Here is a 23,301-nt window from a genome sequence, read left to right as displayed (position 1 = left end):
GCAGCGGCATGCCACTGGTTCCCACGTGCAACATTCGCGCTTTGCCAAGCAAATCGTTTCGGCGTAGTTTCGAGCCGTAACGTCCAACAGGGGGACTTCGAATGTATCGCAACGACATGCCTGCCTACTGGCAGGGCCAGCTTGCCGAATGGGGGCCGCGCGTCCTCTTCGCGCTTCTCATCCTCGTCGCCACCCACTTCATCGCCAAGGCGGTGCAATGGGCGATCAAGCGGCTCGTCGAGAAGGTGCCCGCGCTCCAGAAGGACCCCGACATGGACGGCTCGTCCATCGGCACCGAGCTCGGCCGCCTCGGCTACTGGCTGGTCTGGCTGGTCGGCCTCGTCGCCGCGCTCGAACCGCTCGGCCTGTCGAGCGTGCTGACCCCCGTCACCCGCATGACCAACGAGGTCTTCAGCTACCTGCCCAACCTCATCGGTGCAGTGATCATCTTCGTCGTCGGGCTGATCGTCGCCAAGGTCGCGCGCCACATCGTCGAGGCGGCGCTGAAAGCGCTCAACATCGAGGACTGGGCGACTCGTGCGGGCCTGCCGCTGGGCGACAAGCCGGTCGCCGTCAGCGCCGAGGGCGAAGCGTCCGAGGGCGTCGCCCCCGCGCGCCACTCGATCGCCAAGGCCGCCGGCATGACGGTCAGCGCGATCATCATCGTCTCGGCCAGCATCGCCGCGTTGCAGGCGCTCCAGATCGAGGCGATCTCGGGTCCTGCGACCGACATGCTCGAAGTCATCGCGCTGGCGATCCCCAAGGTCATCGCCGCCGTCCTCTGGCTCGCCATCGCCTTCGTGATCGCCCGCTGGGTCAAGTCGCTGATCGAGACGATCCTCCCGAGCCTCGGCTTCGACAATGCGATCCGCTCGGTCGGGGTCATGAACGAGGGCGCCCAGCCGAGCCGCATCGTCGGTGCGGTGGCCTTCATCGCGGTCATGCTGACCGCTGCCATCGAGGCGATGCACTCGATCGGGGGTGACAGCGTCGCCGCGCTCCTCTTCCAGGTCACGGCGCTGGGCGGCAAGGTCATCTTCGGCACGGTGATCATCACCGTCGGCCTGTTCCTCTCGCGCCTCCTTGCGCGCATCATCGGCGAGGGCACGGGCGAAGGCGGCTATGCCCAGACCATCGTGCGCTATTCGATCATCGCGCTGTTCACGGCGATCGGCCTCACCTTCATGGGGCTGGCCAACGAGATCGTCATCCTCGCCTTCGGCCTCATCCTCGGCTCGGCCGCGGTGGCCACCGCGCTGGCCTTCGGGCTGGGCGGGCGCGAGGCGGCGGCGCGCACCCTCGAGCGCTGGCAGGAAGAAATGCCGGGCAGCGCGGCGGGACGCGCCCCGCGTCCCAAGAAACTGCCCAAGGCAAAGCCTGCCGACGACGACAGCCAGCCGCCACTGGTGTGAGCGCGCGCAAGCGCTTCGACCAGACGGTCGCGATCGACTGGTCGGGCGCCAAGGGAAGTCGGCACAAGGGGATCGCGGTCGCGCGCATGGAGCGCGGCCACGCCCCCGCCCTCGTCCGGCCCCGCCACGTCTGGTCGCGCAGCGAGGTGCTCGACTGGCTGCGGCGAGAGGCGTGCCGTGCGCCCACCCTGTTCGGCTTCGATTTCTCCTTCGCCCCGCCGCTCGTCGAGCGCGGCAGTTACCTGCCGGGCGAGAATGTCCCGGCAGGCGCGAAGGCCTTCTGGGCCTATGTCGACCGGCTGGTCGAGGACGCCGACCTTGGCGCCGCCTCCTTCCTCGAGGAAAAGCATCGCCGTCATTTCTATTTCGGCAAGGAGGATGGCGAGAAGGCCGCCTACATGTGGTTCCGCGAGACCGAGAAGCGCCTCAATGCGCAGGGTGGCGGCAAGGCGGCGACGGTCTATGACGCGATCGGCGCGGCGCAGGTCGCCAAGGCCAGCTTCGCCGGCATGCGGCTTCTCCACCGGCTCGACGGCCAGCTGCCTGTCTGGCCCTTCGACCCCCTGCCCGCAAAGGGCAGCGCGGTGGTCGAGATCTACGGCCGCCTCTATCTCCAGCGTGCTGGCGGGCGCGGTACCAAGGTGCGCGACGCCGACATGCTCGACGCCGCTTTGAAGGCGCTCGGCAGTCCGCCCGCAAGGCTCGGCCGCGATCCGAGCGACCATGAGAGCGACGCGCTCGTCACGGCGGCGGGCATGATGCACGTGCTGGCAACCGAAGCCGAACCCTTCGCGCCCGAAGCCCTCACCCCCGAGATCGCACGCACCGAGGGCTGGACCTTCGGCGTCTTTTGAGCTTAAGGCCGCTTCGCGGTCGCCGGTTTAGCTCAGCTGGTAGAGCAGCGGTTTTGTAAACCGAAGGTCGCGGGTTCGACTCCTGCAACCGGCACCGCCCTCATCCCGCCGAACGCCCCGCTCCGTTGACGAGCCGCGCGAGCCCCTCGGCAAGCGCATAGGCGATCAGTGCGACGCCCACGCCGGCCAGCCCGTCCACCCAATAGTGCCAACCGATCGCCACGCTCGCTCCCCACATGTAGAGGAAGAAGGCGATCGCGGGCAGTCGCCAGCGGGGGCTCTCCCAGGCCACCATCACGAGCCAGAAACTGGTCGCGATATGGACCGATGGCATCGCGCTGATGCCCCCCGCCGTATTGAACTCGCCATCGACAAATCCCTGCCAGAGATAGGCTTCCGTCATGGCAGTCTCGGCCGTCATCGGGATGGCTGCGAAGCGTTGGCCAAGGCCGAGTTCGTCCCAGAACAGGGGCCCCGCCGCGGGCCACAGGAGATGAACCAGCGGCGCGACCAGCGTCCAGATCAGCGCATAGGCGAGCAGCGCCCGGTGCCTGCCCTGCAACGCAAGCGCGATCAGCGTGGCGAACAGCACCGCGAACCAGCCCTGATGGTAGAGCAAAGGCATTCCGGGATGGTTGAAGACGGTGAACAGGCGCCACGGATCGGTGCCGAAAATCGCCGCATCGGCCTGCGCGAAGGCGACATCCATGTCGAAGGGCACGACCTGTCCGAGCACCGGCTTGACCACGCCGAACAGCGCGAGATTGAGGCACAACAGGAGCATCCACGCCACGAGCGAGGCCAGCTCGGCCCGCCCGAAGCGTCGACGCAGCGCATCGATGGGCGAGGCCTCCCTCGCCCTCATCAACACGACAAGCTGCGCCAGCGCCATCGCCCCGAGAATGATGACGAAAATCTGCAGGAAGAAGATGAAGCTGCCGAACACATGAGGGTCGGGCATACCCCTCAGCCCGGCCTCCCGCACCGCCAGCAGGCCCGGCCCCAGCGTCACCAGCACCATCGCGACGAGCGCCGGCACGAAGGGAAGGTCGGGGCCGACGCGCCACCGACCCGTCACGCCCTTGCCGGCAACTCCTGCCCCCGTGTCCTGCACGCCCGTCCCCTAACTGCGACTCAAGGCCTCACGTCCGGAGGATAAGCGCAGGTCCGCGGCAAATGCCACTACAGGCTGAAGCGCGCCGTCAGGCGGATATCGCGGCCAGCGAGCGGCACGAAATCCTTGGTGAAGCTGGCATGGCGCCGCGCGGTCACGTCGAAGATGTTGTTGGCCTGCAGGATCAGCGTGGTCTCATTGTCCTTGCCGAGCGGCTTCCAGCTGAGCGAGGCGTTGACCATCGTGAAATCGTCGGTCGCGGTCTCGAAGGCCGCGGTGCGGTCCTGCTCGCCGACATATTCGACCTCCCCGCGCAGCGACAGCGTGTCGCGGCTGAGCGTCAGGCCCGTCCCGATGCGGAAGGGCGGGATACGCGGCACAGGCGAGCCATCCTCGAGCGTGGCACGGATATAGTCGGCGACGACATCGCCCTCCACGCTCCACAGGCCGTCACGCCACAAGGGCGCGCTGGCCTCGAGCTCGATACCCCAGAAATCGGCGCCCTGCTGCTGGTAGAGGAACAGCGGCAGCTCGTCTTCCTCGAGCCCCGTGTCCTGCTGGTAGATGAAATCGTCGAACCAGTTGGCCCAGAGCGTCGCGCGTGCAGCGACATTTTCACCCTCGTAGCGGGCAAACAGTTCGCCGCCGACGCTGCTTTCGACCTCAAGATCGGGATCGCCGACCTCGAAGGCCTGCGTCGCGATATGGGGGCCTTCGGAGAAGAGCTCCTCGGCGCTCGGAGCGCGTTCGGTATAGGACAGGTTGGCACCGAGCGTCATGTCGCTCGCCACCTCGTAATTGGCGCCGATCGCGCCCGAGAAGGTCGAATAGTCGCGCTCGATGCCGAGGAAATCGCTTTCCTGGCTGGTGAAGTCGAAGCGCGCCGCGCCCTCGATGCCGAGCGCGCCCGGCTGATATTCCTCGATACCGAACACGCTAAAGGTGGCGGTCTCGTTGTCGCGCAGGAAGGCCTCGGCACCGACAGCGTCGAATTCACGTTCATAATATTGGATGCCGAAGGCGCCATGCAGGCCGTCGCGGTCGGCCTGCTTCATCTCGAGGCGACCCTCGAAGCCCGAGCTGTCGAACACGGTTCCGACCTCGTCGCCCTCGAATTCGGTGTGAGTGTAATCGGCGGTCGCAAAGCGCAGCGTCGCGCTCTCGAAGAAGCCCTGCACGTAGAAGCGGGCACGCGCGTCGAAACGCTCCTGGCGCATCCCGATCGACACCATTTCCTCGCCTTCTTCCTCTTCCTCGGCGCCTTCCTCGCCCTCATGGGCATGGTGGGCACCGGGACGCGTGGGGACGCCATAGTCGGTGTCGAAGATGCTGTAGGAGGCGCCGATCTCGATATCCTCGCCGACATAGCCGATACCGGCGGCGGCCGACCATTGTTCGAACGCGCTGTTGGGCAGGACATCGCGCAGTTCGGCGAGCTCGGCGAATTCCGCCGCTTCCTCGAGATTGCCTTCCTCGAATTCCTCGGCAGCCTCCTCGAGTGCTTCGGCGCGCAGCTCGTCGGACAGGACATAGCCGCCGACCTCGACATCCTCGCCGCGGCTCCAGTTGCCGTCGAGGTGGACATAGAGGTCCTCGACCACCTCGACGTCGACCGCGCCGCCGAGCGCGGTGCCGTCATCGGCAGTGCGATATTGCGCGAGGCCGTCGAAGTGGAAGGGCTCGTTGGTGTCGGTGCGCGGGATGCGGCGGTCGATGACATTGACCGCGCCGCCGATCGCCTGCCCGCCGAAGATCAGCACGGCAGGCCCACGCAGCACCTCGATCCGCTCGGCGGTGAGCGGGTCGATGGTGACCGCATGGTCGGCGGAGGTGTTGGCGACGTCGATCGAGCCGATGCCGTCGTTGAGGACGCGCACGCGCTCGCCCGAGAAGCCGCGCAGGATCGGGCGCGAGGCACCGGGGGTAAAGCTGGTCGCGCTGACACCGGGAAGGCTGGTCAGCATGTCACCGACCTGCGTCTCGATGGTGCGGGTGATTTCCTCGCCCTCGACGACCGATGCACCGGCGAGCAGGTCGAGCCCCTCGATGATATGACCGGTGATGACGATGCGCTCTTCCTCGGGCGCGGTGTCGTTCTGGGTGACAGGCGCGCTCTGGAGCGCGGTCGAGGCAAGCAGGATTTCGAGCATGGGACCCTTTATCGAGGTGTCGATGAATAACGTCGGTACCGGAGGGATAGAGGTGACAGTATATCCTTACAAGACAGTCCTTCGACCAACGCCCTGCTGGACGCGATGAATGGAAAAAGGGCCCTGCATCGCTGCAAGGCCCTTGGAGAAGTTCGAAAATCCCGGCGTCGCTGCCCTAGGGGTCGATCCCTGCGGCGATGGCCTCGAGCTTGCGGACCCGTTCGCGAAGGTCGGCGATCTCGATCATGCCGCCCGCCGGGGCAAGGTCGGCATCCATCTGGCCGTCGAGTTCGGCGCGCTTCAGGTCGAGCCAGCCGGTGAAGGCGCGGAGCCCTGCGAAAGCGGCGAGGGCAGCAACGGCCAGCACGGACAGGCCGATGAGCGCGATGCTGATGGGGTCGGTCACTGGGCTTCTCCCTTCTCTGCGGCGGCGCCGGCGTCATCGGACTTGGCGGCGGCCTTCTTGGCCTCGACCTTGGCGCGCAGCTGCTCGATCTCGCGAGCAAGCTCGTCGCTGTCGTGGCTGTTGAGGTGATGATCGATCGCCATCATGCGGCGGTCGCGGGCATCGAGCTTGGTGCGCACATCGTGGATCGAGCCACGCGGCGCCTTCTTTTCGCGGGGCAGCCGTTCATGGCTGCCGCCGTGGCCGAGTTCCTTGGCCCGCATGAAGGTGAGCGCGAGACCGGCCGCGATGTAGCCGCCGACCGCCAACTCCCATTCGACGAACAGGAAGACGAAGAGGAAGGCGATGCGCAGGAAGGTGGGGTCGATCCCGAAGCGGCGACCGCCGGCAGCGCAGACGCCTGCCACTTTCTTGTCTTCGCTCGCCAGGCTGTAGCGATACTGCTTGCTCATTTCACTTCCCCTTTGTCGCCCGCCTCTCTCATCGCGCGGGCTTTCTTCATCTCTTCGAGCGCTTCCAGCGCGCGCTCTTCCGCCTTCAGTTCGGCGAATTCCTCTTCGAGGCTCTTGGCCCCCATCCCCATCGCGTCGGCATGCCCCTCGGCAAGGTCGGCGCGGCGCTCGAGCTGGTCGAAGCGGGCGAAGGCTTCCTCGGTCCGCTCACCATAGAGCAGTTCGCGGGCACGGGCACGGCTCATCGCGCTCTCGATGCGGCTGGCGATCGACGCCTGGCGCGCACGGGCCTCGTTCAACTTGGCCTGGAGGCGCTGGATGTCGGCTTCATAGCCCTTCAGCACATCCTCGATACCGTTCATCTCGCTGGCAAGGCTGCCGAGCATTTCGGTTACCTTGCCGCGTTCGATCAGCGCCTGCTTGGCGAGATCCTCGCGGTCCTTCGAGAGCGCCAGTTCGGCGCGGTCCTGCCAGTCATGGGCAAGCTGCTCGAGGCGGCCGTGGGCAGCGCGCATTTCCTTGAGGTCCGCGATGGCGCGGGCCGCGGTGGCGCGGGTCTCGGCGAGCACGTCCTCCATTTCCATGATGATCATGCGGATCATCTTGGCGGGGTCGGCGCTCTTCTCGATCAGTTCGTTCACATTGGCCGCGATGATGTCGCGGGCCCGGGTAAAGATAGGTCCCGACAGCATCGCCTTCAGCGGAGGCAGGCCGGCGCCTTCTCCGGCACCCGCGCTCTCGGTCCGCCCCAGCGGCTCGAGGTTGCGCACGCGCTTTTTAGGCTGGGCATGGATCGGGGTCAGGTCAGGCATGGGCAGGCATCTCGATGGGGCTGGCGGACAGGTCGCTCGGGGCGACGGCGGCGCCGATGGCGATCGAACTCATCAGGATCGAGGCGACCGCTGCGGCAAGGTGGCGTTGGACATTCTTTCCGAACATGATTTTCAAACTCCCTTTTTTCCGGCCGGACCATCGCGTTGGACCGGCTGACCCATACTATGCATCAGCCGTGCCAATTTGGTTTTTGGCGGATTTCCGTGGATTTGTTCGCGGCATTTCGGGTGGTGGTGGGATTTGCCACCACCCAATGGGACACTTTCCCAAATCGGACCTCGCGGCCCCGCTGGTGCGTTCATTGGCCAACATCGCACCGCTTATAAGGAGTTTCGCATGCTGTTTCGCAACGTCGCCACCGGGCTTGCCGGTCGCCAGGTTTCCAAGACCCTCGGCGGGGGCACGCTCGGCACCATCGCCGCGGCCGCCCTTCCCTTCGTCGCGCGCAAGGGCCTCGGCCCCCTCGGGCTGGCGCTGAGCGCGGGCTGGGTCGCCAAGCAGGGCCTCGACTATGTGCGTCGCCGTCGTCTCGAGCGGCAGGTCTATCCCGACAAGGCCGCACCCGTGACGCCCCCCGTCGCCGCCCCCGCAGCCTAGGGCATTGATGCGGATTAAAGTGTTTCGAAACAAGGACTAACGCGGCTTACGATGTCTTAACCCTGTTCGCGGCACATCCCGTGTCATGGTTGAGAATCACTATGTCCGCTCGTCCCGTTTCGGCACTTTCACGCGCTTCCTTCGCGACAGCGCCGTCGCCACCCCCGAGCTTGCCGCCTTCCGGCTCTCGGGGCTGCGCGGCGTGGCGCGCTTCGGCTGGGGCTGCACGCTCGGCCTGCTCGTCCTCGCGCTCATGACGCCGACGCGCGACCCGCTGCCCGTCATCGGGGTGAGCGCGCTCCTCAGCCTGTCCTGCTCGCTCGCCGCCCACGCCAGGAGCTACCGTTTCGCCACCTACCTGCCCGCCGCGCTGATGTGCGCGATCCAGCCGGCGCTCCTGGTCTACACCTACCAGGGCTCGATGTGGCAGATGGAGGGACATCTTTATTTCTTCCCCGCGCTTGCCGCGCTGGTCCTGCTGTTCGACTGGCGCCCGATCGTCCTCGGCGCCGTCTTCGTCGCCCTGCACCACCTCGTCCTGGGCTATCTCCTGCCCGACTGGGTGTTCATGGGGGGCTGGAGCCTCGTGCGCGTCATCGTCCATGCCGTCGCGGTGGTCATCCTCGCCGGCATCACCGCCAATGTCTCCATCACCGCGAGCAACCTTTTGAACCGCCAGAGCGAGGATGCCGAGGCGCAGCGCGCCGCCGCCGCCGAAGCCGAAGCTGCCCGCGTTGCCGCCGAAGCCGCGCTCGCCGCGCAGGCCGATGCCGAGCGCGATGTGGAGGAAGAGCGCGAATTGCGCCTCGAGGCCGAACGCGAAGCGATGGAAGCGCGCCGCGACGCGGTCCACGACCTCGCCGACCAGTTCGAAGCCTCGATCTCGGGTATCGCCGCCGCCGTCGGCGCCGCCGCCAACCAGCTCGAAGCCTCCGCCGAGGCCATGAACGGCATCGCCCGCTCGACCGGCGACCAGGCCAATGAAGCCATGACGCAGGCGCGCCTCGCCGCCGAGAGCGCCGAACAGGTCACCCAGCGCGTCGTCGACCTGTCGCGCTCGGTCAGCAACATTGCCGATGCCAGCCGCGAGCAGCAGGCGCTCTCCGAAGACGCCCGCCAGTCGACCGACATGGGCGAGCGCACCGTGCGCACGCTCACCGCGCGCACCGCCAACGTGGAGCATTTCATCGATCTCATTCGCGGCGTGGCGAAAAAGACCAACATGCTCGCGCTCAATGCCACCATCGAGGCGGCGCGCGCGGGCGAGGCGGGACGCGGCTTTGCCGTCGTCGCGGGCGAAGTGAAGGGGCTCGCGGGCCAGGCGGGCAAGGCGACCGACGAGGTCACCACCCTCATCGCCACCATCGGCGAAGGCGCGCGCGGGGCCGATGATGCCTTTGGCGAGGTCGCCTCGACGGTCGACCGACTGCTCGCCCATGTCTCGGAGGTCCAGGCCGAGCTCGAGCAACAGCGCGCCGTCTCCGACGTCATCCAGCAGACCGCCGAGGAAAATGCGCTGTCGGTGGATTCGATGGCGCGCTTCTGCACCGCGCTGGCGGGCGAAGCGCAGAATTCGTCGCGACTGTCCGAAGAAGTGCGCGAGGCCGCCGCGCGGCTCGCCGACAGCGCCGAGACGCTGCAATCGGCGACGCGCGACTTCGTGATCCAGCTACGCGCCGCCTGAGGCAGGAAGGAGGAGGCGATCAGCCCTCGGGCTGTTCGTCCTCGCCCTCGACATAGGGTTCGACCTTGCCCTTGAGCTTGATCGTCATCGGGTTACCGTGACGGTCGCGGCTCTTGCCCGCGGCGATGCGGATCCAGCCCTCCGACAGGCAATATTCCTCGACATTGACCTTTTCCTGGCCGTTGAAGCGGATCCCGATCCCCTTGGCGAGCAGTTCGCCGTCGAAATAGGGGCTCTTGGGGTCCATCGACAGACGGTCGGGCAGCTGGGTTTTTTCATTCTCGCTCATGGCGCGCGCTTAGCCCCCTCGCCCGCGCGCCGTCAATCGGTCGCTGGTCGAGACGCCGATTGCCAAGGCCCAGTGCCCTCCCCATAGTCCCCGCCAAAATCCGGATACCAGGGGACCCCGCCATGAAGATGTTGCTCTCGCTTCTCGCCACCTCCGCGCTCGTCGCCGCGCCTGCCGCCGCGCAGGACGAACACGGCCATGAACATGCCGCGGTGGTCGTGCCCGAGGAGCAGGCCGAAGCGCCCGAGAGCGAAACCAGCGACTGGGACGTCGCCGAACTGCGCGGCCCCGGTGACATGGTGCCGCTCGACACGACCGAGGGAACGTGGATCAGCCTCGACGTCTCGCCCGATGGAAACCAGATCGTCTTCGACCTCCTGGGCGACCTCTACCTCCTCCCCATCACCGGCGGCGACGCCGTCCCGCTGGCGACCGGTCACCAGTGGGACATGCAGCCCGTCTTCTCCCCCGACGGCAGCGAGATCGCCTTCACCTCGGACCGCGGCGGGGGCGACAACCTCTGGGTGATGAAGCGCGACGGCACCGAGCCGCGGCAGGTTTCGGACGAAAGCTTCCGCCTCCTCAACCAGCCCGAATGGACCCCCGACGGCGAATTCATCGTCGGGCGCAAGCATTTCACCTCGGACCGCTCGCTGGGTGCTGGCGAGATGTGGCTCTATCACAAGTCGGGCACCGGCGGCGGCGTCCAGATGACCGAGAAGCGCACCGACCAGAAGGACACGGGCGAACCTGCCTTCAGCCCCGATGGCCGCTACCTCTATTATTCTGACGATGCGACGACCGGCGAAACCTTCCAGTATAGCAAGGACGTCAACGGCCAGATCTACGTCATCCGCCGCCTCGACCGCGAGACGGGCGAGATCGAGCAGTTCGTCTCGGGCGCGGGCGGCGCGGTGCGCCCCACCCCCTCGCCCGACGGCAACAAGCTCGCCTTCGTCCGTCGCATCCGCGGCAAGACCGTGCTGATGCAGATGGAACTGGACAGCGGCCGCGTCACGCCGCTGACCGACATGCTCGACCGCGACATGCAGGAGACCTGGGCGGTGCACGGCGTCTATCCGCACATCGCCTGGACGCCTGACAGCAAGTACATCATTTTCTGGGCCAAAGGCGGCATCCATCGCGTGGACACCAATAGCCGCGCGGTCAGCGAGATCCCCTTCCGCGTGCAGGGCCAGCGCTGGGTCGCCGATGCGGTGCGCCATGACAAGCGCATCGGCATGCCGACCTTCGACACCAAGGCGCTGCGTTTCACCACCATGAGCCCCGCGGGCGACAAGGTGGTGTTCGAGGCGCTCGGCCGCCTTTATCTGCGCGACCTTCGTTCGGGCGAAACCGAACCGCTCACGCGCGCCACCGACGCCTTCCAGTCCTACCCGACCTTCAGCCGCGACGGGCGCCAGCTCGCCTGGGTCGAATGGGACGACCAGGACCTCTCGCGCATCATGGTCGCGCGCGCCAACGGCAGCCGCGCGCGTGCCCTCGACCTGCCGCCCGGCCATTATGTCGAGCCGACCTTCAGCCCCGACGGCAAGTCGATCGCCTATCGCCGCACCGGCGGCGGCTATCTCACCAGCCCCCTCTACAGCCGCGACCCCGGCATCTACCTCGCCAGCCTCGACGGTGGCGAGCCCGAGAAGATCGCGCCCGGCGGTACGCGTCCGCAGTTCGGCAAGGATCCCAACCGGCTGTTCTACATGACCAGCCGCGACGACAAGAGCTTCCTCCAGTCGGTCCGCCTCGACAGCCGCGAGCGTCAGGATCATTTCAGCTCAAGGTTCGCCGCCGACTACCAGCTTTCACCCGACGGCACCTTCGTGGCCTGGACCGAGCGCTTCCAGACCTATGTGATGCCGCTCCCCCTATCGGGCCGCACGCTCGACCTGTCGCCCGACGGCAAGGCACTGCCGCAGATGCGAGTCACCAAGGATGTCGGCGACTGGGTCCACTGGTCCTCGGACGGGCGCACGCTCTACTGGTCCGAAGGCCCCACCCTCTACAGCCGCGCGCTGGCCGGCATCGCCGATCTCGAAGCCCCCGAGGACGAGGCCGACAAGGTCGAACCGACCCGCATCGCCGATCTCGCCATGACCGTCGATGCCGACCTGTCGGGCGACACCTATGTCCTCTCGGGCGCGAAGATCGTCACCATGAACGGTGATGAGGTCATCGAGAATGGCGCGGTGATGGTCTCCAACGGTCGCATCAGCGCGGTCGGCCCGCTCGCCGCGATGAGCTGGCCGCAGGGCACCGAAGTGGTCGATGTCAGCGGCAAGACCATCATCCCGGGCCTCATCGATGCGCATTGGCACGGGCCGATGGGCGCGGGCCTCGTCATCCCACAGCAGAATTGGAACCACGCCGCCAGCCTCGCGCATGGCGTAACCACCGTCCACGACCCTTCCAACAACAGCTACACCGTCTTCGCGGCGGGCGAATATCAGCGTGCGGGTCGCATCATCGCCCCGCGCATCACCTCGACCGGCACCATTCTCTACGGCGCGACGACGGGCTTCACTGCCTCGATCGATACGAAAGAGGATGCGATAAGCCACCTTCGCCGCCTCCAGTCGATCGGGGCGTGGAGCGTGAAGAGCTACAACCAGCCGCGCCGCGACCAGCGCCAGATGGTCATCGAGGCCGCGCGCGAAATCGGCATGGACGTCGTTCCCGAAGGTGGCAGCCTCTACCAGCACAACATGACGATGGTCGCCGACGGGCACACCACCATCGAACATGCGCTGCCGGTGCAGGTCATCTATGACGATGTGAAGCAGTTCTGGGGCGGCAAGGACGCGCCAAAGACCGCCTACACCCCTACCTTGAACGTCTCCTACGGCGGGCCGTGGGGCGAGATGTGGTGGTACCAGACCACCAATGTCTGGGCCGATCCGGTGCTCAACCGCTTCGTGCCGCGCGGCCTGCTCGACGCGGGCAGCCGTCGCGGCACCTTCTTCCCCGAGGAGGAGAACAACCTCAAGCAGGTCGCCGAGGCGGCCGCCGAGCTCGAGGAGCTGGGCGTCCTCACCAACATCGGCGCGCACGGCCAGCGCGAAGGATTGGGCGCGCATTGGGAAATCTGGAGTTATGCGCTGGGCGGCATGACCAACCATGACGCGCTGCGCACCGCCACCATCTATCCCGCCCGCACCCTCGGCCTCGACACCGACCTCGGCTCGATCGAGCCGGGCAAGCTGGCCGACATGGTCATCCTCGACGGCGACCCCCTCGAGAATATCCGCAACTCCGCGAGCGTCTCGATGGTGATGCAGGACGGCAAGCTCTATGACCAGAACCTGCAGGTCATCGCCGGGGGGACCGGGGGACTCGAGCCCTTCTGGTTCCAGTCGGAATCGGGCGGCAGCTACACGATGAGCGAGGCCCAAGCCGAAGGCGTCCACCAGCACTGATCGAACCTGCCGGGTGGAGAGGTCTCCACCCGGCATATCGTTTTTCAATATTATCGTTTGACAATAAGGCGAACTGGCGTCATATCGATTTCCGATAAGTTCAATATCGGAGAACGAGAAATGCAATCCCGTGTCGATCCGCTGCTGCTGACCGCCAAAGGTGTGATGCTGCTCATGGGCGTTATGATCCTCTTCACCGCACTTGTCCTCGCTGGCAGTGCGGGTGCCGTGCTCACCACCGAGCGCGCCAAGCTGCTCGCTGACCTTGCCGCCGCAGACGCGCCCGCGAGCGCTCTCGGGGTCACTTTCCTCATGATCACGCTGATCGTCGCCGCGCTGGCGTTCGCCGCCTGGTTCATCCGCTTGACTTGGCACCTCGTCCGCTCGGTCGAGCGCGGCGATCCTTTCACCGAGGAAAACGCTGACCGGCTGCGCGCGATGGGCTGGACCAGCCTCCTCATCCAACTCTTGGTGATTGGCGCTACCGCTTCTGCGCGCTGGCTCGGCAGCTTCCTTAGCGACCTTGAGCGTTACGGTGATCTCGGCATCAATGGCGCAGGGTTTCTCCTGCCGCTCGTCCTCTTCATTCTCGCCCGCGTCTTCCGCCTTGGCACCCAGATGCGCGCCGACCTCGAGGGGACCGTCTGATGAGCATCGAAGTGAAGCTGGACGAGCTCCTCCATCAAAAGCGCATGACGCTCACCGAACTGGCCGATCGCATCGGCATCACGCTGGCCAACCTGTCGATCCTCAAGACCGGCAAGGCCAAGGCGGTGCGCTTCTCGACCCTCGATGCCATCTGCCGCGAACTGGATTGCCAGCCCGGCGATCTGCTGGGCCGCACCGAAGACTAACCACTTGTCACGCAACGCAGCGCTCGGACCGCCTCCCAACCGGGGCGGTCGACGGGAGCGGCTTGCCCGAATGCCAAGGAGAAAATGACATGCTCAGGATATTGCTCGCTTGCTTCATCACCCTGATGGCCTGGCCGACGCCGCTTGCGGCGCAGGACAGCCGCGAGGCGCTGCTGGTCGTCAGCAGTCATGGTCGCGACGGCGGCGAGGCCCAGCCCGGCTTCGAGATGGACGAACTGGCGCAGGCCTGGCTGGTGCTCGCCTCCAATGGCTATGACGTCCGCATCGCCAGCCCCGAGGGCGGCTTGGTCGTGGCCGACAAATATGATGCCTCCAAGGCCTATAATGCCGCCTTCCTCGGCGATCCCCTTGCCGCCTCGCGGCTCGCCTCAACGCTACGGCTCGATCCGGCCATGGGCACGGGCTACGACATCGTCATGGTGATCGGCGGCAAGGGCGCGATGTTCGACCTGCCCTTCAGCCAGATACTTCAATCGATCCTCCTCGAGCAGCATGATCGTGGCGCCGTCGTCGTCGCCGTCTGCCACGGCCCCGCCGTGCTGGCGCGGGTCGAGCGCGAGGACGGGACCCGGCTGGTGACCGGTCGCCGCCTGAGCGCCTTCACCGACGAGGAGGAAGCCGCGTTCGGCGAGAAGTGGGTGGGAGATTTTCCCTTCCTCATCGAGACGCGCCTTCGCGAGCTGGGCGCCACGTTCGAGGAATCCGACATCATGCTCCCGCACGTCTCGGTCGACGCTAATCTCGTGACCGGCCAGAACCCCTTCTCGGTGGTCGGTGCCACCGAAGCCGCGATCCGCGCCGACGGCCATCGCCCCGCACCGCGCGCGATGTGGAAGGACGAGCGCAGCATGATGCTCGTCGCGCAGGCGGCCGCGGGCGACAAGGCGCCGCTGGCGCGCGCCATCGCGAACGAGCCCGCCTCGCTCGACATCCCGATCGTCGCGGCCTGGGCCTATTATCGCGGCCTGATGGTGAAAGACGACCCGCAGGCCCTGTCGCTTTCGATCGAATTGCTCGAGCTCGCCCGCCCGCACATGGACGAACCCCAGCTCGGGCAGGTCATCCACATGTTGCGCGAAGAGCGCGCCGCGCTCTGTGCGACGAGCGCGTGCCCCGCCTCCTGACAAGCCGCTTCCTTTACCCTACGGCCCCGCCCTCCCTTGAGGCCGGGGCCGTTAGCGGTTAAGGCGCGCCGCGAGAGGATCGTCGGCGCGGGTCCCCGCGTTGGCGCCAGGAGAGGTACAAGAATGTCTTCAAGCGAAACGCGGACCAACCGGCCTGCGCTGAAACTGCACGTTCCCGAACCGGCCTATCGCCCCGGCGACACGCCCGATTACAGTCACGTCACCGTGCCCGCCGCCGGCGAGGCGCCGCGTCCCGACAGCGCCTGCGACGACAAGGAAACGATCCCGCTGACGACCCACCTCGTCCGCGTCCTCGATGACGAGGGCAAGGCGGTCGGCCCGTGGGACCCCAAGCTCGATGTCGAGGTCTTGAAGAAGATCTACCGCGACATGGTCACGGTCCGCATCTTCGATGACCGCATGTATCGCGCCCAGCGGCAGGGCAAGACCAGCTTCTACATGAAGTGCACCGGCGAAGAAGCGATCGCCACGTCCGCCGCCGCCGCGATGGACGCCGAGGACATCCACTTCCCGACCTATCGCCAGCAGGGCCTGCTCGTCAGCCGCGGCTATCCGCTCGTGAAGATGATGTGCCAGATCTATTCGAACGCGGGCGACCATATGAAGGGCCGCCAGCTGCCGATCATGTATTCGGACAAGGAGAAGGGCTTCTTCTCCATCTCGGGCAACCTTGCCACGCAGTTCCCGCAGGCGGTCGGCTGGGCGATGGCCTCGGCGATCAAGGGCGACAGCCGCATCGCGATGGGCTGGATCGGCGACGGCGCGACGGCCGAGGGCGACTTCCACGCCGCCATGACCTTCGCAAGCGTCTACCAGGCCCCCGTCATCCTCGCTTGCGTCAACAACCAGTGGGCGATCAGCTCGTTCAGCGGCATCGCGGGCGCCGAACAGGCGACCTTCGCGGCCCGCGCCGTCGGCTATGGCATCGCGGGGCTCCGCGTCGACGGCAATGACGTGCTTGCCGTCTATGCCGCCGTGCGCTGGGCGGCCGAGCGTGCGCGCTCGAACAACGGCCCGACCTTCATCGAATTCTTCACTTATCGTGCCGAGGGCCACTCGACCTCGGACGATCCCACCGGCTACCGCCCCAAGGAAGAGAGCGAGGCTTGGCCGCTCGGCGATCCCATCCTCCGCCTGAAGCAGCATCTCGTCGGCCTCGGCGCGTGGGATGACGAACAGGACAAGGCGCTCGAGGAAGAACTCTCCGCCACCGTCCGCGCCGCGCAGAAGGAAGCCGAAAAGCTCGGCGTCCTCTCCGAACAGGGTGACGAGGGCAAGGAAAGCATGTTCGAGGACGTCTATGCCGACATGCCCTGGCATATCGCCGAACAGCGCGATGCGGCGCTGAAGGAGGGCGAATAATGGCCGTCATGAACATGATCCAGGCGCTCAATGACGCGCACAAGGTCGCCATGCGCGCCGATGATGACGTCGTCGTCTTCGGCGAGGATGCTGGCTATTTCGGCGGCGTCTTCCGCGTCACCGAGGGGCTCCAGAAGGAATTCGGCAAGACCCGCGCCTTCGACGCGCCGATCAGCGAAAACGGCATCGCCGCCACCGCCGTCGGCATGGCCGCTTATGGCCTGAAGCCGCTGATCGAGATCCAGTTCGCCGATTACATCTACCCCGCCTACGACCAGATCGTCAGCGAAGTCGCCAAGATGCGCTATCGCACCGCGGGTGAATGGACGATGCCGATGGTCATCCGCTCGCCCTATGGCGGCGGCATTTACGGCGGCCAGACGCACAGCCAGTCGCCGGAATCGCTCTTCACCCACATCGCGGGGCTAAAGGTCGTCGTGCCGTCCAATCCCTATGACGCCAAGGGGCTCCTGCTGGCCGCGGTCGCCGACCCCGACCCTGTCATCTTCTTCGAGCCCAAGCGCATCTACAACGGCCCCTTCTCGGGTCACCACGACCAGCCGGTCGTGCCCTGGTCGAAGGCGGAAAACAGCGAGGTGCCCGAGGGCCACTATACCGTGCCGCTCGGCAAGGCGAACGTGGTCCGCGAGGGCGAGGCGCTCACCGTCCTCACCTATGGCACCATGGTCCATGTGACCGCCGCGGCGATGGAAGAGGCCGATGTCGATGCCGAGATCGTCGACCTGCGCACCCTCGTGCCGCTCGACATCGAGACCATCGAGGCGAGCGTGAAGAAAACCGGCCGCTGCCTCATCGTCCATGAAGCGCCGCGCACTTCGGGCTTCGGCGCCGAACTCTCGGCGCTGGTCACCGAACGCTGCTTCTATCACCTCGAAGCGCCGGTCGAGCGCGTGACGGGTTGGGACACCCCCTATCCCCACGCCTATGAATGGACCTATTTCCCGGGCCCCGCCCGCATCAAGACTGCACTCAAGAAAGTGATGGCCGACTGATGGGTACGTACAACTTCAAGCTCCCCGACATTGGCGAAGGCATCGCCGAGGCCGAGATCGTTGAATGGCATGTCGCAGTCGGCGACATGATCGAGGAAGACGCCCATCTCGCCGACATGATGACCGACAAGGCTACGGTGGAGATGGAAAGCCCCGTCGCCGGCAAGGTCGTGAAGCTCGCGGGCGAGGTCGGCGACATGATCGCCATCGGCTCGGTGCTGGTCGAGATCGAGACCGCGGGCGACGCCGCCCCCGCCGAGGAAGCGCCCGCCCCCGCCGCCGAAGAGGAAATGCCGCTCGGCGACGGCGCCGAAGAGCCGACCAGCGCGCAGGAAGAGGAAATTCCCGTCGTCGACCAGGCCGAGACGGCGCCTGCCCCGGCGCCCGAGCCCGAAACCCACGCCGAAAGCAAGGGCGACAAGGTCCTCGCCTCGCCCACCGTTCGCCAGCGCGCCCGCGATCTCGGCATCGACCTTGCGCAGGTGAAGACCACCTCGGACCGCGTCCGTCACGCCGACCTCGACGCCTACCTCCTCTACAATGGCGGCAGCGTCAGCCACGGCGGCTCGGCCCCGCGCCGCGACGAGACCATCAAGGTCGTCGGCATGCGCCGCAAGATCGCCGAGAACATGCAGGCGGCCAAGCGCAAGATCCCGCATTTCACGCTGGTCGACGAATTCGACATGACCGCGCTCGAGGAAACGCGCGCCATGATGAACAAGGACCGCGGGGGCCAGCCCAAGCTGACCGTCCTGCCCTTCCTCATCACCGCGATGGCGAAAGCGCTGCCCGACTATCCGATGCTCAACGCCACCTATGACGACGAGGCCAACATCATCACCCGTTCGGGTGCGATGCATCTCGGCATGGCGGCCCAGACCGACGCGGGGCTGATGGTCCCCGTCATCAAGAATGCCGAAGCCAAGTCGGTGTGGCAGCTTGCCAGCGAGATCAACCGCCTCGCGGAAGAAGCGCGCAGCGGCAAGATCGACCGCGCCGACCTCCAGGGCGCGACCATCTCGCTGTCGTCGCTCGGCCCGATGGGCGGCCTCGTCTCGACCCCCGTGATCAGCCCGCCGCAGGTGGCGATCATCGCGGTCAACAAGATGCAGGAACTGCCCGTCATCGAGGATGGCGAGATCGTCGCGAAGAAGAAGATGAACCTCTCGCTGTCCTGCGACCACCGTGTCGTCGACGGTTGGGACGCGGCCAGCTTCCTCCAGCACCTGCGCAGCTTCATCGAAAACCCGATCCGGCTGCTCAGCGCCTGATGGTCATGACGCGCCCGGCGCCGCTGCGACCGGGCGCGCTCATGTTTCTCGCGGGGCTCTGCGCGCTAGGCGGTGCGGCTCTTGCCGGTGCGCCCCGCGGACTGATGGCAGCTTATGGAGCCGCGCTCGTGCTCGGTCTGGCGTTGCACCTCGCGCTCCGGCGGTTCGCGCCGCGCCTGCCGCGATGGGCGGTCTTGCTCGTCCCGCTGCTTCTGGCGGCGCCGCTGGTCGTCGGCCCGGAATTCGATGGTGCGCGGCGCTGGCTCGCGCTCGGCCCCGTCACGCTCCAGCCCGCACTCATCCTCCTCCCGCTCCTGCTCCGCGCGCCAACGGACGGATATTGGGTCGCGGCCATGCTGCTGTCGGCCGTCCTGCTCGTCGTGCAGCCCGATCCGGGCACCTTTCTCGCCCTCGTCGCGGGGGTCGGCCTGCATCGCGAGCGCCAGCAGCGCCGCCTGAACCTCAACCTTGCCCATCTCAGCCTCGTCGCCGTCGCCATCCTCTTCGCGCGGGGCGAGGGACAGACGGTGGCCTTCGTCGAAAACATGGTGCAATCGCTGCCGGCCATGCCGCTGCCGGCCCTCATCGCCTGCCTGCTGTCGATGGGCTTTGGCGCGTGGGCGCTCCTTGCGCACCGCGATGGCCAGGCGATCGCAGCCTTCTGGACCGGGGCGCTCGTCGCCTCGCTCGTCGGGCCCTACCCGACCCCGCTCATCGGCCTGTCCGCAAGCTGCATGCTCGGCCTCTTCCTCTCGCTCCCCATCCGATCGCGCAAATAGAAAGGGCGCCGCCCGTCGGCGACGCCCTCCTTCTCCTATTCAGTCTCTCCGATCAGGCGAATTCGCGGCTTGCGGCGATCTTGTCGATCTTCGCTTTCGCTTCCGTGATGGCCTTGGCACGCGCTTCCTCGCCCATCGCCACGCCGTTGGCGATCACGAATTCCGCTTCGAGCCCGAGGAACTGGAAGAAGGCGCGCAGGTAGCTCTGGTTATGCTCGAAGCTGTGGCCTTCCTCATACACACCGCCGGACGCGATCATGACGATCACCCGCTTGTCGCGCAGCAGCCCCTCGGGGCCGTTCTCGGTGTAGCGGAAGGTTTCGCCCGCCACCGCGACGCGGTCGATCCAGGCCTTGAGCTGGGTCGACACGGTGAAGTTGTAGGTCGGGGCGCCGATGACGATGGTGTCGGCGGCCTTCAGCTGCTCGACATAGGCATTGGCCTCCGGCCGACCGACGAGGTGCGGGATCGGGTCGGCAACCAGGTCGAGGCGCTCCACCTTCTCGCCTGTCATCTTGCCGACCGCATAAGCGGTGAGGTCACGCGTGACGCTGGCATCGCCCTGCGTCGAACTGTCGATATGGAGAATGGTCATCGGGGACTCGCTTTCTAAGTCACTGTTTGATACCTAGACGCATATCGTGCCTATGGGTTCCGCCCGCAAGACGGCACATTTTTGGGGATGAGGCACATGGATGTAACCACGCGGCGAGCCGAGACTGACGAGCCCGAGCTCGAACATCTCCACCTCGCCGGCTGCAAGAATGTCGCCCCCGTCCTCAACCGTGTCGGCGACAAATGGTCGATGCTCATCGTCATGGTGCTGGCCACCGGCAGCCGCCGCTTCAACGAGCTGAAGCGCGAGGTGGACGGCATCTCGCAGCGCATGCTCACCCGCAGCCTGCGCGGTCTGGAGCGCGACGGCCTCGTCGATCGCACGGTCACCCCGACCATCCCGCCGCGGGTCGATTACGAGCTGACCGAACTCGGCCGGTCGCTTACCGGCCCCGTCAAGGCGCTGGGCGACTGGGCGATCGAGCATATCGACTGCATCCGCGCCGCCCAGGCGCGCTACGACGACCGCGAAGACACAGTTTGAGCCTTGCGGATTATTAACCAACTCGGGTGAATTTTAGCCCTTTTACGTGATTAAACTCGCGGTTAAGCTCCCCGCGTGAGTGTCGATCTGTACACCCTCCTCCTGATCCTCGTCAGCGTCCTTGCGGGCGTGGTCCTGTTCGTGCGCATCGGGCCGACGCGTCACGAGGCGACCTCCTATCTCGCCGCCGGCCTCCTGATCGGGGGGTTCAACACCTTCCTTTATGTCGATGGCGGCCACGGCCCGCTGACCCGCGCCTTCCTCTACGCCATGGACCCGCTCACCGTCTGGCTGGTGGGCCAGTCGATCCGGCTCGCCATGGGCGGGAAGCTGTCGGCGCCTTGGCTGTTCAAGCTGTGGGCTGCCGGGGCGGCGACGTCGGTCGCGCTCGTTGCCATGGGGGCACCGATCCGGGTCGAGCATTTGCCGGCCATGGCCGCGGGGCTGGTCGTCTACGCCAATATCCTGCTGTTCCTGTGGCGGCGAGACCATGGCGGCATCCGCACGGCCATGCTGGTCGCGATGGGAGCGATGGCGATCGGCGATGCCATGCGCCTGCCTTTCTTCCCCTCGCTGCTCGATGCTGGGAGCGCCTATCCCGAATTCGGTGCCGAATGGCTGCCGGGCGTCCTGCTCGTCAGCAGCGCCTTTGCGGTGCCGGCCGTCGTGTTGCTGACCATCGCCGCCATCGTGCAGAGCGAATTGCGCCACTATCGTCGCCAGTCCGAGCATGACGGCATGACCGACCTGCTCAACCGCCGTGCCTTCGGCGATGCGGTGCGCGCCCAGAGCCCGCGGTTTGGCGCGATCGTCCTTGCAGACATCGATCATTTCAAGTCGATCAACGATCGCTACGGCCATGGCGTGGGCGATGACGTGATCCGCCACTTCGCCACCCTGCTCGAACAGGCAGCGCCTTGCGCCGGGCGCTTCGGGGGCGAGGAATTCGCCATTGCGCTGCCCGGCTATTCGCTCGCGCGTGCCGCCGAGCTTGCCGAACAGCTACGCGCCGACTTCGCCGCCTATCGCCACGAGGCCTTCTCCGAAAAGACACGATTGAGCGCCAGTTTCGGCGTCGCGTCCTACGTCCATCGCCGCCCGCTGGGCCAGACCTATGCGGCGGCCGACCAGGCGCTTTACCGGGCCAAGGATGCCGGCCGCAATGCGGTGGCGATCTACGGCACCGACGAGGAAGAACGCCTCCACTTGCACCGCCTGACCGCTTGATGACCTTGGCCCATCGGCAAGATTTCGCTTGCCGTCGCCGCCCCAGCCGTTAGCGCATTCCCATGCCCAGCTGGCTCGCGCTTCTCCTCGGTCTCGTCCTGCTCGCCGCCGGCGGCGAGTTCCTCGTTCGCGGCACCGTCGGTCTTGCCCGCAAGCTCGGCATCTCGCCGCTCCTTGCCGGCCTCACCATCGTCGGCTTCGGCACCTCGGCACCCGAACTGGTCACCAGCATCCAGGCCGCCTTCGCGGGTTCGCCCGACATCGCCATCGGCAATGTCATCGGCTCGAACATCGCCAATATCCTGCTCATCCTCGGCGCCTCGGCGCTGGTGATCGCCATCCCCATCAGCCGCAAGGCCTTTCGTCGCGACGGGCTGGCGCTGGGGCTGTCGGGGCTTGCGGCCCTCGGTGCCGTGCTCGCGGGCGGGGTCAGCCGCGCCATCGGCGCCGCGCTCTTTGCGGGCCTGATCGGCTACATTCTCTACGCCTATTTCTCCGAGAAGAACGCCGCAACCGACAGCACCACGGAGCATGTCGACGAGGCAACCGCGGCGCCCTCGAACACGCTCGCGCTCGTCTTCTTCACCTTCGCCGGCATCGCAGGCGTCATCTTCGGCGCGCGGTTCCTCGTCGGCGGCGCGATCGAGCTCGCCACCGCGATGGGTGTCTCCGAGGCGGTGATCGGCCTGTCGGTCGTGGCGCTCGGCACCAGCCTGCCCGAACTGGTCGCCTGTCTCGCCGCCGCGTGGAAGCGCGAGCCCGACGTTGCGCTCGGCAATGTGGTCGGCAGCTGCATCTATAACATCTTCGGCATCCTCGGCCTGACCGCGATCGTCCATCCCTTGGGCGTGCCCCCCGAGATCGCGGGGCTCGACATCTGGATCCTGCTCGCCACCGTGGGCCTGCTGCTCATGTTCCTGCGCACCGGTTGGACCATCCACCGCTGGGAGGGAGCCGTGCTGCTGGCGGGCTATGCTGCCTACATGGCCTATCTCGTCGGACTGTCTTGACGCCGGTCAAGGCGTCCCGCCGCGGGCGCTGTCATGGATGAGGGAGCTCAAGAAGGAGACCCCCTCATGCTTCACAATGTCGGAAAGATTGATCGCGTCGCCCGTGTCGTGATCGGATTGATCCTCGTCGCGATGGTTTTTGTCGGACCGAAGACCAGCTGGGGTTGGCTCGGCCTCGTCCCGCTGGTGACGGGTCTCGTCGGCACCTGCCCGGCCTACAGCCTCCTCGGGATCAATAGCTGCGGCCGCTAGGACGACAAGCGACATTGGCGGAACGCTCGCGCTCGGCTAGGGCGA

Annotated in this window: 24 protein-coding genes and 1 tRNA gene; 17 read left to right on the top strand and 8 right to left on the bottom strand. The window is 66.4% G+C overall.

Annotated features, from left to right (window positions below; all coding sequences use genetic code 11):
• The first annotated feature begins 101 nt into the window (after positions 1–101).
• The 3 genes from NUW81_RS10235 (at position 102) to NUW81_RS10225 (ending at position 2,360) form a co-directional block, all read left to right on the top strand.
• Positions 102–1,412 (top strand): mechanosensitive ion channel, encoded by a 1,311-nt coding sequence (locus tag NUW81_RS10235; protein WP_245112954.1) that lies wholly within the window; start codon positions 102–104, stop codon positions 1,410–1,412.
• Positions 1,409–2,266 (top strand): hypothetical protein, encoded by an 858-nt coding sequence (locus NUW81_RS10230; RefSeq protein ID WP_245112951.1) that lies wholly within the window; start codon positions 1,409–1,411, stop codon positions 2,264–2,266. The genes NUW81_RS10235 and NUW81_RS10230 overlap by 4 nt, the downstream gene beginning before the upstream one ends.
• Before the next feature lie 21 nt (positions 2,267–2,287).
• Positions 2,288–2,360, top strand: a tRNA-Thr gene (locus NUW81_RS10225).
• 6 nt (positions 2,361–2,366) lie between these two features.
• On the opposite strand, the gene NUW81_RS10220 is transcribed toward NUW81_RS10225, so the two are convergent.
• The 6 genes from NUW81_RS10220 to NUW81_RS10195 form a co-directional block, all read right to left on the bottom strand.
• Entirely contained in the window at positions 2,367–3,380 is a 1,014-nt protein-coding gene (locus tag NUW81_RS10220; RefSeq protein WP_245112949.1) for a phosphatase PAP2 family protein, read from the bottom strand.
• A 68-nt stretch (positions 3,381–3,448) separates the two neighbouring features.
• Positions 3,449–5,530, bottom strand: a complete 2,082-nt coding sequence (locus NUW81_RS10215; RefSeq protein WP_245112947.1) for a TonB-dependent receptor — start codon at positions 5,528–5,530, stop codon at positions 3,449–3,451.
• Between the two features lie 175 nt (positions 5,531–5,705).
• The gene (locus NUW81_RS10210; protein WP_376741946.1) at positions 5,706–5,936 is read right to left on the bottom strand and encodes a hypothetical protein; all 231 of its coding nucleotides are present in this window, start codon (positions 5,934–5,936) and stop codon (positions 5,706–5,708) included.
• Positions 5,933–6,388 carry a PspC domain-containing protein gene (locus NUW81_RS10205; protein WP_245112945.1) on the bottom strand — a complete coding sequence of 152 codons (456 nt, stop codon included), beginning with the start codon at positions 6,386–6,388 and terminating at the stop codon, positions 5,933–5,935. Before NUW81_RS10205 ends, NUW81_RS10210 begins: the two co-directional genes overlap by 4 nt.
• Positions 6,385–7,200 carry a PspA/IM30 family protein gene (locus NUW81_RS10200; protein WP_312025030.1) on the bottom strand — a complete coding sequence of 272 codons (816 nt, stop codon included), beginning with the start codon at positions 7,198–7,200 and terminating at the stop codon, positions 6,385–6,387. The genes NUW81_RS10205 and NUW81_RS10200 overlap by 4 nt, the downstream gene beginning before the upstream one ends.
• On the bottom strand, positions 7,193–7,327 hold the full coding sequence (locus NUW81_RS10195) for a hypothetical protein (protein WP_260508496.1): 135 nt from the start codon (positions 7,325–7,327) through the stop codon (positions 7,193–7,195). Before NUW81_RS10195 ends, NUW81_RS10200 begins: the two co-directional genes overlap by 8 nt.
• Before the next feature lie 231 nt (positions 7,328–7,558).
• Between NUW81_RS10195 and NUW81_RS10190 the strand changes: the two genes are divergently transcribed.
• Together NUW81_RS10190 and NUW81_RS10185 are read left to right on the top strand one after the other, a co-directional pair.
• On the top strand, positions 7,559–7,819 hold the full coding sequence (locus NUW81_RS10190) for a hypothetical protein (protein ID WP_245112942.1): 261 nt from the start codon (positions 7,559–7,561) through the stop codon (positions 7,817–7,819).
• A gap of 85 nt (positions 7,820–7,904) precedes the next feature.
• Positions 7,905–9,503, top strand: a complete 1,599-nt coding sequence (locus NUW81_RS10185; RefSeq protein WP_245112940.1) for a methyl-accepting chemotaxis protein — start codon at positions 7,905–7,907, stop codon at positions 9,501–9,503.
• 19 nt (positions 9,504–9,522) lie between these two features.
• On the opposite strand, the gene NUW81_RS10180 is transcribed toward NUW81_RS10185, so the two are convergent.
• Positions 9,523–9,792: a DUF3297 family protein gene (locus tag NUW81_RS10180; protein WP_245112937.1), complete on the bottom strand. Its 270-nt coding sequence runs from the start codon at positions 9,790–9,792 to the stop codon at positions 9,523–9,525.
• A gap of 122 nt (positions 9,793–9,914) precedes the next feature.
• Here NUW81_RS10180 and NUW81_RS10175 point away from each other — a divergent pair, with 122 nt between their 5' ends.
• The 8 genes from NUW81_RS10175 (at position 9,915) to NUW81_RS10140 (ending at position 19,668) form a co-directional block, all read left to right on the top strand.
• Positions 9,915–13,223 (top strand): amidohydrolase family protein, encoded by a 3,309-nt coding sequence (locus NUW81_RS10175; RefSeq protein WP_245112935.1) that lies wholly within the window; start codon positions 9,915–9,917, stop codon positions 13,221–13,223.
• A 120-nt stretch (positions 13,224–13,343) separates the two neighbouring features.
• On the top strand, positions 13,344–13,871 hold the full coding sequence (locus NUW81_RS10170) for a DUF2975 domain-containing protein (protein WP_245112932.1): 528 nt from the start codon (positions 13,344–13,346) through the stop codon (positions 13,869–13,871).
• On the top strand, positions 13,871–14,077 hold the full coding sequence (locus NUW81_RS10165) for a helix-turn-helix domain-containing protein (protein ID WP_245112930.1): 207 nt from the start codon (positions 13,871–13,873) through the stop codon (positions 14,075–14,077). Before NUW81_RS10170 ends, NUW81_RS10165 begins: the two co-directional genes overlap by 1 nt.
• Before the next feature lie 89 nt (positions 14,078–14,166).
• Positions 14,167–15,222, top strand: coding sequence for a type 1 glutamine amidotransferase domain-containing protein (locus tag NUW81_RS10160; RefSeq protein WP_245112927.1), 1,056 nt, complete (start codon positions 14,167–14,169; stop codon positions 15,220–15,222).
• Between the two features lie 123 nt (positions 15,223–15,345).
• Positions 15,346–16,605: a 3-methyl-2-oxobutanoate dehydrogenase (2-methylpropanoyl-transferring) subunit alpha gene (locus tag NUW81_RS10155; protein ID WP_245112925.1), complete on the top strand. Its 1,260-nt coding sequence runs from the start codon at positions 15,346–15,348 to the stop codon at positions 16,603–16,605.
• On the top strand, positions 16,605–17,618 hold the full coding sequence (locus tag NUW81_RS10150) for an alpha-ketoacid dehydrogenase subunit beta (RefSeq protein WP_245112923.1): 1,014 nt from the start codon (positions 16,605–16,607) through the stop codon (positions 17,616–17,618). Before NUW81_RS10155 ends, NUW81_RS10150 begins: the two co-directional genes overlap by 1 nt.
• Positions 17,618–18,889 (top strand): dihydrolipoamide acetyltransferase family protein, encoded by a 1,272-nt coding sequence (locus NUW81_RS10145; RefSeq protein WP_245112921.1) that lies wholly within the window; start codon positions 17,618–17,620, stop codon positions 18,887–18,889. The genes NUW81_RS10150 and NUW81_RS10145 overlap by 1 nt, the downstream gene beginning before the upstream one ends.
• A 104-nt stretch (positions 18,890–18,993) precedes the next feature.
• Positions 18,994–19,668, top strand: a complete 675-nt coding sequence (locus NUW81_RS10140; RefSeq protein WP_245112918.1) for a hypothetical protein — start codon at positions 18,994–18,996, stop codon at positions 19,666–19,668.
• Positions 19,669–19,720: 52 nt separating this feature from the next.
• Here the strand turns inward: NUW81_RS10140 and NUW81_RS10135 are convergent, their stop codons facing one another.
• Positions 19,721–20,263 carry an FMN-dependent NADH-azoreductase gene (locus NUW81_RS10135; RefSeq protein ID WP_245112916.1) on the bottom strand — a complete coding sequence of 181 codons (543 nt, stop codon included), beginning with the start codon at positions 20,261–20,263 and terminating at the stop codon, positions 19,721–19,723.
• A 96-nt stretch (positions 20,264–20,359) separates the two neighbouring features.
• Between NUW81_RS10135 and NUW81_RS10130 the strand changes: the two genes are divergently transcribed.
• From NUW81_RS10130 to NUW81_RS10115, 4 genes are all read left to right on the top strand, one after another.
• A complete protein-coding gene (locus NUW81_RS10130; RefSeq protein WP_245112915.1) occupies positions 20,360–20,767 on the top strand; it encodes a winged helix-turn-helix transcriptional regulator in 408 nt (135 codons plus the stop codon).
• Positions 20,768–20,842: 75 nt separating this feature from the next.
• On the top strand, positions 20,843–21,994 hold the full coding sequence (locus tag NUW81_RS10125) for a GGDEF domain-containing protein (protein WP_245112913.1): 1,152 nt from the start codon (positions 20,843–20,845) through the stop codon (positions 21,992–21,994).
• Between the two features lie 62 nt (positions 21,995–22,056).
• The gene (locus tag NUW81_RS10120) at positions 22,057–23,004 is read left to right on the top strand and encodes a calcium/sodium antiporter (RefSeq protein ID WP_245112911.1); all 948 of its coding nucleotides are present in this window, start codon (positions 22,057–22,059) and stop codon (positions 23,002–23,004) included.
• A 66-nt stretch (positions 23,005–23,070) separates the two neighbouring features.
• On the top strand, positions 23,071–23,256 hold the full coding sequence (locus tag NUW81_RS10115; protein WP_245112909.1) for a YgaP family membrane protein: 186 nt from the start codon (positions 23,071–23,073) through the stop codon (positions 23,254–23,256).
• The last annotated feature ends 45 nt before the right edge of the window (positions 23,257–23,301 follow it).

Origin of the sequence: Sphingomicrobium aestuariivivum, assembly GCF_024721585.1 — a bacterium.
GTDB classification, from domain to species: Bacteria; Pseudomonadota; Alphaproteobacteria; order Sphingomonadales; family Sphingomonadaceae; genus Sphingomicrobium; species Sphingomicrobium aestuariivivum.
This window is presented reverse-complemented; position numbering and strand designations above follow the sequence as displayed.

Bases quoted from the DNA above. Each gene is read 5' to 3' on its own strand.
- NUW81_RS10235 (WP_245112954.1), top strand. From the start codon at position 102: ATGTATCGCAACGACATGCCTGCCTACTGGCAGGGCCAGCTTGCCGAA.
- NUW81_RS10215 (WP_245112947.1), bottom strand. From the start codon at position 5,530: ATGCTCGAAATCCTGCTTGCCTCGACCGCGCTCCAGAGCGCGCCTGTC.
- NUW81_RS10205 (WP_245112945.1), bottom strand. From the start codon at position 6,388: ATGAGCAAGCAGTATCGCTACAGCCTGGCGAGCGAAGACAAGAAAGTG.
- NUW81_RS10200 (WP_312025030.1), bottom strand. From the start codon at position 7,200: ATGCCTGACCTGACCCCGATCCATGCCCAGCCTAAAAAGCGCGTGCGC.
- NUW81_RS10195 (WP_260508496.1), bottom strand. From the start codon at position 7,327: ATGTTCGGAAAGAATGTCCAACGCCACCTTGCCGCAGCGGTCGCCTCG.
- NUW81_RS10190 (WP_245112942.1), top strand. From the start codon at position 7,559: ATGCTGTTTCGCAACGTCGCCACCGGGCTTGCCGGTCGCCAGGTTTCC.
- NUW81_RS10185 (WP_245112940.1), top strand. From the start codon at position 7,905: ATGGTTGAGAATCACTATGTCCGCTCGTCCCGTTTCGGCACTTTCACG.
- NUW81_RS10180 (WP_245112937.1), bottom strand. From the start codon at position 9,792: ATGAGCGAGAATGAAAAAACCCAGCTGCCCGACCGTCTGTCGATGGAC.
- NUW81_RS10175 (WP_245112935.1), top strand. From the start codon at position 9,915: ATGAAGATGTTGCTCTCGCTTCTCGCCACCTCCGCGCTCGTCGCCGCG.
- NUW81_RS10170 (WP_245112932.1), top strand. From the start codon at position 13,344: ATGCAATCCCGTGTCGATCCGCTGCTGCTGACCGCCAAAGGTGTGATG.
- NUW81_RS10165 (WP_245112930.1), top strand. From the start codon at position 13,871: ATGAGCATCGAAGTGAAGCTGGACGAGCTCCTCCATCAAAAGCGCATG.
- NUW81_RS10160 (WP_245112927.1), top strand. From the start codon at position 14,167: ATGCTCAGGATATTGCTCGCTTGCTTCATCACCCTGATGGCCTGGCCG.
- NUW81_RS10155 (WP_245112925.1), top strand. From the start codon at position 15,346: ATGTCTTCAAGCGAAACGCGGACCAACCGGCCTGCGCTGAAACTGCAC.
- NUW81_RS10150 (WP_245112923.1), top strand. From the start codon at position 16,605: ATGGCCGTCATGAACATGATCCAGGCGCTCAATGACGCGCACAAGGTC.
- NUW81_RS10145 (WP_245112921.1), top strand. From the start codon at position 17,618: ATGGGTACGTACAACTTCAAGCTCCCCGACATTGGCGAAGGCATCGCC.
- NUW81_RS10140 (WP_245112918.1), top strand. From the start codon at position 18,994: ATGGCAGCTTATGGAGCCGCGCTCGTGCTCGGTCTGGCGTTGCACCTC.
- NUW81_RS10135 (WP_245112916.1), bottom strand. From the start codon at position 20,263: ATGACCATTCTCCATATCGACAGTTCGACGCAGGGCGATGCCAGCGTC.
- NUW81_RS10130 (WP_245112915.1), top strand. From the start codon at position 20,360: ATGGATGTAACCACGCGGCGAGCCGAGACTGACGAGCCCGAGCTCGAA.
- NUW81_RS10120 (WP_245112911.1), top strand. From the start codon at position 22,057: ATGCCCAGCTGGCTCGCGCTTCTCCTCGGTCTCGTCCTGCTCGCCGCC.
- NUW81_RS10115 (WP_245112909.1), top strand. From the start codon at position 23,071: ATGCTTCACAATGTCGGAAAGATTGATCGCGTCGCCCGTGTCGTGATC.